Origin of the sequence: Candidatus Palauibacter sp., assembly GCF_965237495.1 — a bacterium.
Lineage (GTDB): Bacteria > Gemmatimonadota > Gemmatimonadetes > Palauibacterales > Palauibacteraceae > Palauibacter.
This window is the reverse complement of the sequence record NZ_OZ250143.1, coordinates 882,212-896,383: the sequence shown is the minus strand read 5'-3', so window position 1 is coordinate 896,383 and position 14,172 is coordinate 882,212. Positions and strand designations below refer to the sequence as shown.

At 63.5% G+C, this 14,172-nt stretch carries 11 protein-coding genes; 3 read left to right on the top strand and 8 right to left on the bottom strand.

All coding sequences use genetic code 11. The annotated features are described in order from the left end of the window. The first annotated feature begins 72 nt into the window (after positions 1–72). Positions 73–1,242 (top strand): hypothetical protein, encoded by a 1,170-nt coding sequence (locus tag ACPXY0_RS03710; protein WP_423928596.1) that lies wholly within the window; start codon positions 73–75, stop codon positions 1,240–1,242. A gap of 100 nt (positions 1,243–1,342) precedes the next feature. Then, positions 1,343–1,540, top strand: a complete 198-nt coding sequence (locus tag ACPXY0_RS03705; RefSeq protein ID WP_423928594.1) for a hypothetical protein — start codon at positions 1,343–1,345, stop codon at positions 1,538–1,540. Positions 1,541–1,572: 32 nt separating this feature from the next. Here the strand turns inward: ACPXY0_RS03705 and ACPXY0_RS03700 are convergent, their stop codons facing one another. From ACPXY0_RS03700 to ACPXY0_RS03665, 8 genes are all read right to left on the bottom strand, one after another. After that, positions 1,573–3,009 carry an ATP-binding protein gene (locus ACPXY0_RS03700; protein ID WP_423928592.1) on the bottom strand — a complete coding sequence of 479 codons (1,437 nt, stop codon included), beginning with the start codon at positions 3,007–3,009 and terminating at the stop codon, positions 1,573–1,575. 88 nt (positions 3,010–3,097) lie between these two features. Next, entirely contained in the window at positions 3,098–6,109 is a 3,012-nt protein-coding gene (locus tag ACPXY0_RS03695; protein WP_423928590.1) for a type I restriction endonuclease subunit R, read from the bottom strand. A gap of 7 nt (positions 6,110–6,116) precedes the next feature. Then, a complete protein-coding gene (locus tag ACPXY0_RS03690) occupies positions 6,117–6,503 on the bottom strand; it encodes a DUF5615 family PIN-like protein (protein ID WP_423928588.1) in 387 nt (128 codons plus the stop codon). Continuing rightward, positions 6,500–7,204 (bottom strand): hypothetical protein, encoded by a 705-nt coding sequence (locus ACPXY0_RS03685; protein ID WP_423928586.1) that lies wholly within the window; start codon positions 7,202–7,204, stop codon positions 6,500–6,502. Before ACPXY0_RS03685 ends, ACPXY0_RS03690 begins: the two co-directional genes overlap by 4 nt. 148 nt (positions 7,205–7,352) lie before the next feature. Then, entirely contained in the window at positions 7,353–7,580 is a 228-nt protein-coding gene (locus ACPXY0_RS03680) for a DUF433 domain-containing protein (RefSeq protein WP_423928584.1), read from the bottom strand. Continuing rightward, positions 7,577–9,028, bottom strand: coding sequence for a restriction endonuclease subunit S (locus ACPXY0_RS03675; protein WP_423928582.1), 1,452 nt, complete (start codon positions 9,026–9,028; stop codon positions 7,577–7,579). The genes ACPXY0_RS03680 and ACPXY0_RS03675 overlap by 4 nt, the downstream gene beginning before the upstream one ends. Then, positions 9,025–9,678 (bottom strand): hypothetical protein, encoded by a 654-nt coding sequence (locus ACPXY0_RS03670; RefSeq protein WP_423928580.1) that lies wholly within the window; start codon positions 9,676–9,678, stop codon positions 9,025–9,027. The genes ACPXY0_RS03675 and ACPXY0_RS03670 overlap by 4 nt, the downstream gene beginning before the upstream one ends. Beyond that, complete coding sequence (locus tag ACPXY0_RS03665; RefSeq protein ID WP_423928578.1) at positions 9,666–11,798, bottom strand: type I restriction-modification system subunit M; 2,133 nt, start codon at positions 11,796–11,798, stop codon at positions 9,666–9,668. The genes ACPXY0_RS03670 and ACPXY0_RS03665 overlap by 13 nt, the downstream gene beginning before the upstream one ends. 451 nt (positions 11,799–12,249) lie before the next feature. Between ACPXY0_RS03665 and ACPXY0_RS03660 the strand changes: the two genes are divergently transcribed. Next, on the top strand, positions 12,250–14,031 hold the full coding sequence (locus ACPXY0_RS03660) for an ATP-dependent nuclease (RefSeq protein ID WP_423928576.1): 1,782 nt from the start codon (positions 12,250–12,252) through the stop codon (positions 14,029–14,031). The last annotated feature ends 141 nt before the right edge of the window (positions 14,032–14,172 follow it).

The following is a 14,172-nucleotide window of genomic DNA, read 5'->3' as shown; positions in this document are numbered from 1 at the left end:
CGGAGGTCTCGAACAGGCAGGACAGCGCACGTGGAGATTGTCGGATCCCAAGAGGACATACCACGCAATCCCGTGGGACAGGTTCTGACGCACGAAGGTCGCTCGATTGCGTTAGTCGACCTCGGCCGGGATGCCAGTGAGGCGTTGCGAGCGTCGTGGTCCGAGGATCGTCCGTTCGAGTCCGGCGGAGTCATCGAGAGCGGCTGGCTGCTCCCGACGCTCGGCGCCGGAAGCACGGCCGCGTCGTCGCTGCTCGCGGGCAATGTGTTCCTGGCGACCGCCAACCCCGCGAGCCTGATGACCATCGGGACGGGGGTCGGTTCAGCCGTCATGGGCCCGGCCGGGATCGTGGGGCAAGCGCCGTTCGTTGCCGCGAGCAGCGCCCTCATGCCGGTTGTGGCGCCGGTGATGCTTTTCACGACCGTCTCGTCCTTGATGATATGCGCACGCCTCGACCGGGCGCAGAGGACGCTCGGACAGCTTGCCGAAGTGGTGGAGCGCGTACGCCGCCTCCTGGACGCCGAAGACTACGCCCGGTTCGAGACCGCGGCGGAGCGGATTGACGAGATCCGATCCGAATTCGAGCGCTGCCGACGATTCGCCACCGACGTGCCGGACAGGCTGGCTAGGGTCGAGCACGACGTAAGCCTGCTGCGCTCCAAATACGGACTGCTGGCAACCGGAGACGTTCATTCGGAGGAGGACGCCAAGTCCGCCGTGTCGGACCTCAATCGGTTCTTCCTGGCAAGTCTCTACGACATCCAGATCGACGTGCTGCAGCTGTACCTGGCGCTCCAGAACGATCCGGACGTCGTGGAGTTCCGCCACTCGCGGCTGCGGGAGAAGATCGAACGGTACGGAGGGGGCTTTCGGCAGGTGCTCGATGACGACCGCGTCGGAGCTTACCACAGGAGACTCAAGGGAGAGGCCGCCAAGTCGGGGTTGTCCCGACTCCTGGGTGACCTCCGCCTCCCCGGTGATCGGCGCCTCCCGCGCGGCATGCGTCGTCTACTCGGAGGCCAACTGGCGGAGCGCGTGGAGAAGACCCGGCTCATTCGCAGCGATTTTGACGCGGTCCTGATGCACATTGAGCGCTGGATCGAGGCGTCCGAGGCTGCCACGGATGAATCGCGGCGACAGTCCATCGTCTTCTACCGCGAACCCGATGGCGAGCGCGCATTGCGCGCGTACCACACGGAAGACGTTCGGTTGGAGCAGGCATCGCCGGGCGATCCTATCTGATGAACCCGACCGTGCAACCGCGCACCCTCGGAAAGATCCTCCAGCTACAGAAAGACAGGCCCAGCGATGCCACGACGCACGTGCGAAGCGAGGCGAGCCGATGGTCTCCGACTTCAGCCTGGCCGCCATGAGCGCGCGCATGGCGGGGGCGGGCTTCGACACCGTCGACGGCGTGACGATGATGGATCTCGGCGAGCGCTACGCGCGCGAACTGGGCCCGCTTCCGTTCGAGATTCCGGGGATGTTCGGCTGCGGTCTCTTCCAGAGGGCCGAACCACCGCCGGAACCGGGGTGTTGAGCGGTCGAACGCCTTCTCTCCTGCTTCAGTCTTCATTCCACCGCCGCCAGCGCCGCCCTCCCAGCCGCAGTGGTCCGATACCGCTGCTTCCTGCTCGTAGGCGTGTCAGGGATGGTCATCTCAATCCACCCGGCTTCCATCATCGGTCTGAGAATCTGGTTCCTGAACTTGGTGCGGTCCTTTCTCCCCACCACCGCCATGAGTTCCGTGATGGGCCGCGCCGACAACGACTTCCGTAGAATCGCCACTTGGTGCCGACTTGGTGCCGACTTGGTGCCGACCTGATCCACACCTAGTCCCTCGGAGGTCGCGTCCGAACCCTCGCTGCGCTTTCCCGCCACGCCGACGCTCTCCAGGTAGTCATCCGAAAACCCGAACTCGAACCAAAGGCCTCCAGGCTCCAGGTGGATCTCCGGTTCCGGTGTCCCGGCCCTTCTGCAAGCACGAAGAACGCGGTCGATCCCGCGTCCCCACGACTCGATTTCGCCGGTCCAGAAGAAGGCGTTCGCGATGTCCGGGTTGCAGGGCCGGGACGGGTGCGGGCCCAGCAGCTTCTCGAGCGTCCAACCCTCGGGTAGAGAGCCCGGATTGTAGATGCGGAGGCGGTCATCGTGTACTCGAATCTGGATCGGCGCGGGGATCGCGTAGTCCCGGTGCACCACCGCATTCAGCAGCGCCTCCCGAAGCGCCGACTCGGGCATCGGATAGTTTTCCACCCTGTGGATCCCGTCGTAGCCGATGCCTGCCTTCAGGTACTTGAAGAGCAGCACTTCCATGGTCTTGTCGACCTGTGTGAAGAGATCGCCGGATATCACATCGTGAAAGCGCACGTCCCATTCGTTTCGGAAATAGCCGACCTTCACATGCGCACCCGCCACGAACCGCTCCGGATCGCGATGGAACAGGAGAACGGACGCCCTCGTCAGGTAGTCGCCGTCCGTGAGACGCGGCTTCTCAATGAGACCGGCATCGTCGTCGTCGAGCGCGTTCCCCGAAAGCCTCCCCTCCTTCCTTGCCCGCTTGCGAAACCCGGCCATCGCGGCTGGATCGAGATCTTCCAGCGATACCCGTGGATCCGGCATCCCGTCCCAACACCTGCCGGTCTTTCCAAGCAGAAAGCGGTCCAGAGCAGGACCTCGGAGTATCTGGTTCGTGCTTCCGCTACGCTGGTAGTAGACCCCTCGGTAGCTGATCGCCACCGGGTACGGCTCGACGATGATGCGCAGGTAGGGGACACCGCCATCCTCCCGCACATGCAGCGCGGCAACGACGCCGAGCAGGTCACGGAGCTTGTTCGGCAGTTCCTCCAGCAACCGTCTGCGTTCGCGGGCACCGACTCCCACGACCGTGCCCTCGTCGTCGCGGCCGATCTCCAGCGTGCCGCCATCCGCGTTGGCGAAGGCGCATACGGACTTGAGGTGGTCGTCCCGCCACGCGGTCTTCCATTCGAGGCGCTGTCCTTCGCTCATTGAGTCTCCTCGCCGCCGTCCGCTTCGGTGCGGTCCTCAGCCGCGGAGAGAAGTTCCCCCAACATGATAAAGATCTCCACAAAGGCTTTCATCGCACTTGAGGAGTGTGCCCTCCTTCGTAGGCCAGCCGGAACACGGTGTCGCCGAGCCAGCGTTTGAAGTCGGTGTTGTCGACGAACTGCTTGAACAGCTCCGTGTCGTCCTTCATGATGCTCGTCATCACCCGCGCGAGGGCCCTGTCGTGCTCGATTCGGGCGTTCTCGCGGTCCGAGTTCTCCCGGGCGTTCTTGAAGGCCGTGTCCTGCGCCACCTTGGCCGGGATCGTCTCGGTGATCATCTGGCTGACCCGGTCGGCGTGCTGCCAGTCGATCCCGCCGAACAGGTCGTTGAACTGATCGATGATCGCCGACAGGCGGTCGATCTCGACGTCGCCCTTGCCCGCGCCCCCGACGCCCGGCACCGGCTCGATCTCGGCGTCCTCGTCCTCCAGCATGATCTCCCGCATGGCGCGTTTCTCGACCCGGTAGCTGTCCATGTCGATCGTCTCGAGGATGCCTTTCGACAGGTCCTCCTCCACGGGCGACGGCAGCTTCGGGATCAGGAAGTTCAGGAAGATCGAGCGCTCCTCCCAGTCCTGGTTGTTGTAGGTGAGGATCGAAGAGAGGAACGCGTAGGTGCGGACGAAGCCCTTGGCCTTGCTCTTGAACGCGACCTGCTCGTCCTCGCCCAGCTCGTTCACGTATACCGCGACGCAGCGGTCCAGGATGGGGTCGAGCCGCTCGCGCTCCACGCCGTCCAGGTACCGCTGCACGAACTCCCGGACCTGATCGGGCGAGTACACCTGGGCACCGTCCAGGTCGCCCTGCAGGTCGTGGAGCTTGTTCGGATCGGTCTCGTCGGCCAGAACGGTGGTGCGGTAGTACTGCGAGAAGGCCTCGGTGATGGTTTCCGTGTCGTTGAGGAAGTCGAGCACGAAGACATCGTGCTTCTTGGGGTGCGCCCGGTTGAGCCGCGACAGCGTCTGGACCGCCTTGATCCCCGAGAGCGTCTTGTCGACGTACATGGTGTGGAGGAGGGGTTCGTCGTAGCCGGTCTGGAACTTGTCCGCGCAGACGAGGAAGCGGTACGGATCCTCCTGGAACCTCTCGGCGATCTTGGACGACGGGAACCCGTTCAGGCTCGCCTCGCTCACCTTCTCCCCGCCGTAGTCGTGTTCCCCCGAGAAGGCGACGATCGCCTGGTGGGGGCTCTTTCGCTCCTTCAGGTAGTCGCGGATGGCGTGGAAGTACTGGATCGCGCGCTCGACCCCGTTGGTGACCACCATCGCCCGCGCCATGCCGTCGATCTTGCGCTGCGCGATCACCTGCTCGTGGAAGTGGTCGACCATGATCTCGGCCTTGAGCCGGATCGCGTGCTCGTGCCCCTCCACGTAGCGCCGGAGCTTCTTGCGGGCCTTCCTGACGTCGAACTCCGGGTCGCCCTCCACCGTCTTGGCGAGCTTGTAGTAGCTCTGGACCGGCGTGTAGTGCTTGAGCACGTCCAGTATGAACCCTTCCTGGATCGCCTGCTTCATGCTGTAGGTGTGGAACGGCAGGTGCCGAACCGTGTCGTCGCTCTGACGGTCAGGATCGCCGAAGATCTCCAGCGTCTTGTTCTTCGGCGTGGCGGTGAAGGCGTAGTAGCTGGCGTTGGGGAGCAGCTTGCGCGACTCCATCAGGCGTCTCAGCCTCTCGTCGTAGGGCTCGTCCTCGCCCGCTTCGTCCGACTCGCCCAGCACGGTCGAGACCGCCGAGCTGGTCTTTCCGCCCTGGCTCGAATGTGCCTCGTCGATGATCATGGCGAAGGTGCGCCCGCGGTGCTCGTTGCCGATCTCCTCGCGAACGAAGGGGAACTTCTGGATCGTCGAGATGATGATCTTCTTGCCCTGCGTGATGAACCGGCGCAGATCGCCCGACTTCTCGGCATGCCCCACCGTGGACCCCACCTGCGCGTACTGCCGGATCGTGTCGCGGATCTGCTTATCGAGGATGCGGCGATCGGTGACGACGATGATCGAATCGAAGACGGGCTTGCCGTCCCGCTCGAGGGGGATGAGCTGATGGGCCAGCCAGGCGATCGAATAGCTCTTGCCGCTGCCGGCCGAATGCTGGATCAGGTACCGCTTCCCCGCCCCATGCGCGCGGGCGTCCTCCAGGAGTCGGCGCACCACGTCGAGCTGCTGGTACCGCGGCCAGATCTGGACCTTCTTCCTGCCGGTCTTCGCGTTCCTCGGCACCACCACCTGCGCGTAGTTCTCCAGGATATTGGCCACGCTCGCCCGGGCGAGGACTTCGCGCCACAGGTACTCCGACCTGAGGCCATTCGGGTTGGGCGGATTGCCGGCCCCGCGCTGCCAGCCGCGGTTGAAGGGCAGGAACCACGACGCCTTCCCGCGGAGGTGGGTGCAGAAGTGGACCTCGTTCTCGTCGAGCGCGAAGTGCGCCACGCACCGCCCGAACTGGAAGAGGGGCTCGCGCGGGTTGCGGTCCCGCCGGTACTGCAGGATGGCGTCGTTGAAGGTCTGCTTCGTGAGCCTGTTCTTCAGCTCGAAGGTGAAGACCGGGAGCCCGTTGATGAAGAGTCCGATGTCGAGCGAGCGCTGGGTGTCGTCCCGGCTGTACCGAAGCTGGCGGGTGACGCTGAACTGGTTCTGGCGGAAGCGCCGCTGGGCCGTCTGGTTCTGGGCGGAGGGCGTGCCGTGGAAGAGGTCAACGTCGTGGGGACCGTGCTTGATCCCGTCGCGTAGGACATCGATGGTGCCGCGCCTGCCGATCTCCCCCTGGAGGCGGGCGAGAAACTTGCGGCGGGTTGGGCCGTCTTCGTCGAGGCGGATAGCGGGAGCGGTGTCCGGCTGGGTGGCGTGGAGGAAGGTGCGGAGTTGGATCAGGTCGACGCAGTACTCGCGGTTGTAGTCGCGATGGTTGCCGGGGGACCAGCCGACGCCGCCGTACGGGGCAGGACGTTCCCCGACGGTGCGACCGGATGGAGGATCGCAGGGGTCGCCGGTCAGGGCCTCGCAGATGAGGCGTTCGAGGCCGCCTTCGGTGAGGTCGGTCGTCATGGGTGGATCAGTCGCCGAGAGGAATCGACTTGATAGCAGCACCCGTCGGCGGGACCCGAAACGCGAACGGCCGTCTCGTCTTGGCCGCAAGTTCCTTCATCCGGGGCCAGTTTCGGACGAGTTGCTGGATGAGCTGACATCGACGGAGGTTCTTCCCGCCCATGAAGAACGCCCCTACCTGATGTTCCTTGATCGCCGCCGATTCTGCCGGCCGGTATCGGATTCTGTCGTCGCGAGTCACGAGACACCAACCTTCCGATCCGACGCGAGCCAGAAGTTCGGTGTCGTCGACGTCCGGTGGAAAGAACTCGGTGACGTGCACAACGTCTTCACCAAATCCTTTCATTCCTGCCGCCAACTGCGGGCTGAGGTTGTTATCGACGAAGAACCTCATGCCGCCAGCTGACGCTCGAAATCCACTGCCGCGTGGATCTCGGCGTCCGTCAACTCCCACCAAGTGCGGACAGACTCCAGGTTCTCGTCCTCGGCCACGAAGAGATCGTGGATGTTGATCGTCTTGACACCTCGGCCCGCTATCGACGGCGCACCGAACGACACCGTGGGATCCAGCACCACCGGCCTATTCCGCCCGAGCGGATACCACCGGCTAGCCAGCCCCTCGGGAGACTCGAATTCAATCTGCCGCGCAAGTTCCCGAATAACGGGCGCGATCACCCACTGCCCGCCCGACATGAGTTCTAGGATCGCTTCCCCCCGGCCCTTATTGACTCCTTCCCGGAGTCGGAGAAAGATCGATCCGCCATCCGTGAAGAACGTCTGCCTCGCGAAGTGTTCCGTGCCCAAGACCTGGCGAGCCTCGTCGAGTGCGCGGCGGACCTTCTGAAGTGACACGCCGTGATCGAGAAACCGCTTCACGAAGAGCAGGTCCACAAGGTCCAGGAAGGACGCGTAGGAACTCTGGGTCCCACTGCCCTGCAGCACCGGCGGCTGACCACGTACAGCGTCACCGTAGCTGTACTCGTACCCCCTTAGCCAGCGGCGTACCCTCCCCGCGGTGAGGCCCACCAGCCGGCCGGCTTCCGCCACCGCGTAGGAAGGTCGACCGAGCTGATCGTGGCAGGTCGATTCGATCATTCCCACATCCTTTCGGTTCGCCGTTTGGTCCCCCATATCGTCGTCTCCATCCGGCGGCGCACCGCCAGCTCCCGCGCAGCAAGCTTGCCGGTGACGCCATCGGCGATCAAGCGGTGGCGGGCGGGAGTGCCCTGATCGAACAGCCGTCTCAACGCGCCACGGCCGTTCTCAGCGCCTTCGCCTCGTGTTCGAGCACCGCGCGGACCTGCCGCTCCTCGACGCCCGGAAACCACTCGACGAACTCGTCGATCGTCGCGCCTGCGGCGAGGTTCTCGAAGAGGGCGTATACCGGCACCCTCGTGCCGGTGAAGGCCCAGGCCCCGCTGATCTTGCTGGGGTTGCGTTCCACTGCCGGGCATGTGTTCCAGTCCGTCATGCGCCTGCCTCCTCCGCGATGTCGTGTTCGGACGCATGTAAGTTCGACTCGACTTGGATTGTATCGACTTGGTTGCCGCGTACAATCGGGTCCATCTCCGGCAGATTGGCCGCCGCCTCGCGTACGTCGAGCTTGCCGGTCACCACGTCGGCGATCAGGCGGGTGCGGTACTCGCGCAGGAGCTCGACCTGGCGTTGGGGTGCCGAGATGGTGCGCTGCATCCGTCGGCCAGCTTGGTCAAGGTAGCGGGCGATGGCGGTTTGCTCGGAGAGGGGAGGGACGCAGACATCGAATGTCCCCAACCGTCCCTCAGCAATCGTAGGATAGGCGATTCCCACCGATTCCGATGTGACACGGTCAGTGAACGGATCGCTCTGGCAGGTGTAGCTGACAAACCTCGAGGCGGTGTCACGACTCGGCGTCAGCACTGCAAAACCGGTCGAAGCGATCAGACGTTCTCCCGGATTACCGGCGTGCCACACCGCCTTCAGGTATGTCCGTACCGTCGAGACGATGGTGTCGCCGTAAGCGACAACGCGTCTGGCGCGGGAGGGTGCGTCGCCGAATCGAATCCTCTCGGGGGCTGCCGTTAGCCTGCCCGTAGCGATCGACCCGATGTCCAAGTAATCGAACGCGTACTCTGGATCAGTGTCCTCGGGCAGAACCTGCCTGTTGATCGTCAGCCAGTACTTCAGCGATCTGACTTCCCAGTGCTCCGGCACCTTCCCTAGCCACTTCACACCGGAGTCCCTGTAGGCCGGATAGGGCTTGCCAGTTCGGACATTGATCCGGCCCGTGACGGCCTCGTTGATGGTCACCTGCTTCTGCTCCTCCAGCAGCTCGATCAGCCTTTCCTTGGCGCGGATGAAGCGCCGGATGCGCCGGTCGGCGCGGTCGAGGAAGCGAGCGATGGCGCGTTGTTCGGGGAGGGGGGGAAGAACTATGGGCAAAGATCGCCATCGTTCGGTAGGAAGACGGCGAGTCCCGTGGCCTGCCACCTCTACGAACGCAAGGAGAGCGTCTTGACCCGAGCGAAGTGCGCGAGCGAGGAACTCTACGTCGACACCTGAAACCGGAGTCAGGGCCTTGATGTCCTGATTGATCGTCACCGAATCTGTAGTCCAAGCCACCGGCACACGCTTGGCCAAAATCATGCCACGCACGACGATGAGGACTGCTCCCGAATCGATAAGGCGCAATGACGTATTCTTCAGTGCCGCTTGCGTAGTCTTGATCTCGGAATCGCCGATAGCATCCGACTTCATGTCCTTGGGCGTGACCCATGGAATCGCGCCGCCCCAGTAGCTGGGGACTTGCATACTAGGGGTCACGCCGCCGAGAACCCTTGCGCACCGGCGAAGGCGCTCAACCTCCCAGTGTTCCGGCACCTCCCCCAGCCACTCGACCCCGGAGTCCCTGTAAGCCGGATAGGGTTGCAACGCGGTCATCCTCGGTCGGCTCGTCTCTCCGCGAAGGTCATGTCCTTGGTCTCTTCGTAGATGTGAACGCGGAGAGCGCGCAGCCACCGCATGACCCTGAACCCACTCTCGCCTGGCTCAATGATCGGCAACTCAACGGCTGGTTCGGGATCCGATATTCCATACTCAAGCGCCCTGGGATCGCGGGCGTCGATGGGGCCGTAGCCCATAAGGCGGTTGACCTCGTTGTACCGACGGATCCTCTCCCAATTGAGGATACGGCGATTCCAGCTCCCCAACACGTCCGCGCCGGCAACCGTGGCAGCGGCAAGGTGCCGGGCGTCGGCCCGCCTCGGCCCGGTGACCACACCGCTCTCAACGTACTTGTCTGCAAGCTCGTGAACCTCGGTCGTGACCGAAACTCGTTCCGCATGGGGCAGGATAGAAGCGTCCATGACTTCGTGCACGTCGGCGGGCGCGTCCCGCAGCTCATCCACCGTCAAGTCCGACACCACCAGGACCACCTCGTCGCGAACTGCCTGCCTGATCAGACCGTGCAGCGGCCCTGCGCCCCGGGGATCCTGGCACGCGCGGATGATTGTGGCGTCCAAGTACACCCTGAGCTTCGCGGCGCTATCGACCGGCTCGCCCGCCTGACGCCCGGACATCATTCCCCCCACACCACCCCATCCAGCAGCCCCTCCGCTTCCCGCTCGACGGCCGCGATCTCGGCGCGAATCTCCTCCAGCGTCCGCATCGGCTCGGGCTGGTAGAAGTACCGGTTGAAGCTGATCTCGTAGCCGGTCTTGACGCTCTTCGGGACGTACCAGGCGTCCTCGGCGTACGGAAGCACCTCGCGACGCAGGAACCCCCCGATGCCGCCTTCCTCCTGCAACGGAATCTGCTCGGTGTCACGCAGTTGAGTATCCGGCTCGTACTCGACGACTCGCGAGCCGCCGCCGCCAACCTCGTAAAGACCTTGGATCGGATCGGCGACCGTACCGCGCCGATGCATCTTCTTGATCACCGGCGCGGCCGTCTCGTCCAGCTCGGCCAGCGAAGTCTGGAGCAGCCGCTTCCGCTTCGCGGTCATCTTGATCCGATGAAGCGGCATTTCGTTTTTCAGCGTTTCCAGGAAGTGGTTGAAGTCGAGGTGGGGACCCTGCCCAAGGCGCGGCGCCAGCGACTCGACCGCGTTTCCAAGTTGTTCCTCGTCCATTTCAAGGCAGGCATCGAAGAACGCGTCTCTCCTTTGCTCGGACAGATCTACCGCCAAGCGCAGCGGCCGCTCCACGGTCACCTTCCAGTACCCGAACGCCTCGTTGTCGAAGATCCTGCTCTCCTCGGTCTCCTCGAAATCGAGGAACGTCCGGCAAATCCTCTCGATGTCCTCCTCGCCAAGCTCGCAGTTCTTTTTCCCAAGATTCTTCCGGAGCGGTCGGAACCACTTCGTGGCTTCGATCAGCTGCACCTGGCCCTTCCGGTGCTCGGGCTTCCGGTTGGTGAGCACCCAGACGTAGGTGGCGATGCCGGTGTTGTAGAACATGTTGAGCGGCAGGGCGACGATCGCCTCCAGCCAGTCGTTCTCGATGATCCAGCGGCGGATGTTGCTCTCGCCCTGCCCCGCCGACCCGGTGAAGAGCGAACTGCCGTTGTGGATCTCGGCGATGCGGCTCCCGAGCCGGGTCCCCTGCTTCATCTTGGAGAGCTTGTTGGCCAGGAAGAGCATCTGGCCGTCGCTGGAGCGGGTGACCAGGGAGTACTCGGGATCGTCCGCGTGCTCGATCACGAACCGCGGATCGCGCATGTCCTTCTTGCCACCCATGCGCTGAAGATCGGTCTTCCAACTCTTCCCGTACGGCGGGTTGGAGAGCATGAAGTCGAACTCGCGCGACGGGAAGGCGTCGTTGGAGAGCGTGGAGTGCTCCGGTCCGCCCACGATGTTGTCGGCGGCCTCCCCCTCCCCCTTCAGCAGGAGGTCGGCCTTGCAGATCGCATAGGTCTCGGCGTTGATCTCCTGGCCGAAGAGATGGGTGGACACCTGCTTGCCCCGCTCCTCCGCCAGCTGCTGCAGCACGTCCTCGCCCACGGTCAGCATGCCGCCGGTCCCGCACGCGCCATCGTAGAGCAGATAGGTGCCGTCGTCGATCTCGTCGGCGATCGGGAGGAAGACGAGCTTCGCCATGAGCTCCACGGCGTCGCGCGGCGTGAAGTGCTCGCCCGCCTCCTCGTTGTTCTCCTCGTTGAAGCGCCGGATCAGCTCCTCGAAGACGGTGCCCATGCCGTGGTTGTCGAGCCCTGGATGCCGGACCGTGCCATCGGTGTTCATGACCGGCTCCGGACCCAGGTTGATGTCGGGCGAGGTGAGCTTCTCGATCAGCGCGCCCAGGGCGTCGGCCCTGGAGAGCCTCGGGATCTGATTGCGGAACTCGAAGTTCTCGAGGATGTCCTGCACGCTGGGCGAGAACCCGTCGAGGTAGTCCTCGAAGTCGGCCCTGAGCTGCTGCCGGCTGGCCCGCGCCCGCAGGTCGTGCAGGGTGAACTTCGACGTGTTGTAGAATGGCTGTTCCGCCGCCTGCCGCAGGGCCACCTTCTGGTCGGCGATCCCCAGCCCGTCCAGCGTGTCCTTCATGTCCAGGACGGCCTGTTTCGTGGGTTCGAGCACTGCGTCGAGCCGACGCAGCACGGTCATGGGAAGGATGACGTCGCGGTACTTGCCGCGGACGTAGACATCGCGGAGCACGTCGTCCGCGATCCCCCAGATGTAGTTCGTGATCCAATGCAGATCGCCGTTCGTCATCTTCCGGTGGATCCCCCCTTCGAGACACAAGACCGTACTCGGGACACCCGCCCCCTTCTCGTGATCGCCATCGCGACTTCCTGGACGGACGATCCAAGCGGAGATACATGCAACCCCAGACTGGGTTCTGACAACAGCAAGCAACTCCGCTTCCGACGCGCGGCCTCAGAATGCGGCGACCAAGACCCGCCGAGGTCCGACGCACGCCTAGCCGTGCCGAGCGTTGCCGCTGCGTCGTTCCCCTCGCGACGGCATGACCCGTTGCGCATTCACCGGGCGCAGCGCAGATGCCTACGACGCGGGCCGAAGCGTGTTGTGATGCGATGGGCCCTGACGATACGCCCCGGGCCAGGCTCAGGCTGCTGAACGTTGGGGGTGGCGTGACGAACCGTTGGACCGTGGCGAGGTATTCGCGACTCAAGAGGCTGAGGGGTCAAGGGGGCGGAGTAGAATGGCAGATGTTTCGATAACGTCGGTTCAGTTCTCCGGCTACAAAGCGCTGAAGCGCATGTCTGTGCGCCTGAATTCCTTCAACGTCTTGGTGGGTCCGAACAACTGCGGCAAGTCGACCGTGATTGGCGCCTTCCGAGTGCTCGAAGTCGCCATGCGCCGGGCCCGAGCCCGAGCGGCGCAACTGTGCGACGGCCCGGACAGGCGTAGCAGGGGTTGGAACATCACTCCCGACGCTTTGCCCATCTCGCTCGAGAACGTCCACTCAGATCTCGCGTCGACCAGGTCGAGCGTACTCTTCCGGATGTCAAACAAGAACACTCTGCTCCTCGACTTTCCCGAGGACGGTGGGTGCTTCTTGTTCGCCGACACACCCAGTCGCCAAGTCGTAACCCCGTCAGGATTCCGGACCGCGTTTCCGGTTTCGATCGGGGTCGTACCGGTCTTGGGCCCGGTAGAGCATGAGGAAACAACCGTTCAGGCCAAGACGGTCAAAAGGAATCTCACCACCCACCGCGCCTCTCGTCACTTCCGGAATTACTGGATGCAGAACCCCGAAGGATTCGACGAATTCTCCGAGTTGGTTACACAGACTTGGCCAGGAATGGAGCTTGAGCCACCGGAGGTCGTAGACCTGATGGCGGGCAAGCTTGGAATGTTTTGTCGAGAGGATCGTATGACCCGTGAGCTCTATTGGGCGGGCTTTGGCTTCCAGGTCTGGTGCCAAATCCTGACGCACGCCCTCCGATCGAGGAATGCGACGATACTCGTCATCGACGAGCCCGAGATCTACCTGCATCCCGATCTACAGAGGAAGCTCGTGACGACGCTGCGGGGTCTCGGGCCGGACATCCTGATCGCCACGCACTCGACCGAGATCATGGGCGAAGTCGATCCGACTGACATTCTCCTCCTGGAAAAGCAGAAGCGCACAGCCGGACGCCTCAAGAGCATCGAAGATGTCCAGGGCGCTACGGAACGAATCGGATCTGTCCACAACGTGACGCTGACTCAACTCTCGCGGACCAGGCGAGTGCTGTTCGTGGAAGGCAGCGAAGACTTCAAGCGGCTGAGGAAGTTCGCGACGGTGCTTGGACTTCAGGAATTGGCATCAGGACTCGACATCACGCCCGTGGAGTCGGAAGGGTTTGCCAACTGGGAGAGGATTTCGGCTTCCGCTTGGGGAATCGAGAAGACTCTGGGCACGCCGCTTTGCATCGGAGCGGTGTTTGATCGCGACTATTGGCCCCAAGAGCAGATCGAAGAGATAGTAGCGGATCTCGGAACCCGTGTACCGTTCGTTCACGTCTTGGCTCGAAAGGAGATGGAGAACTACCTCCTCCAGCCCGCCGTACTGCAGCGAGTTGTTGAGCGTGGGGTGAAGGACCGAGCGCGGCGGCAAGGTGAGAAGCCGCCTACCGTGAAGGACGTGACTTCCCTGCTGAGGAAAGCGACGGACCTGTTCCGTGCTGACGCGGAAGCACAGTACGTCTCCCGCCGTATTGACTACCACGATCGGTCGGGACGACCCGAAGATCGGGCGACCGTTACCAGAGAGATGATCGAGTGGTTTGCACGAGAGTGGTCCGACCTGGAAACCAGAGTGTGTATCGTGCCGGGCAAACGCACGCTGGCGGAATTCCGCAGGCTCGTTCAGGATGCCTACTCCGTCAGCTTGACGAATCATCAACTGATCTCTGGCTTCACGAAAGCACAGGTTCCGACTGATTTGCAGAAGCTGCTGTATGGCCTAGACGAGTTTCGTCGGACTGTACCCGGATAGACTTGGCGCGGCTTGGCTAGCCTTCACATCCAACAACTGCCCCAGGGAGGCCGACCAGACATGTTCGACCCCCATCCCCGTAGAGCCGTCACATCCTGCGCGGATACGTGGGAAGCAACCTGCCGAGATCTGCCCGCCCCT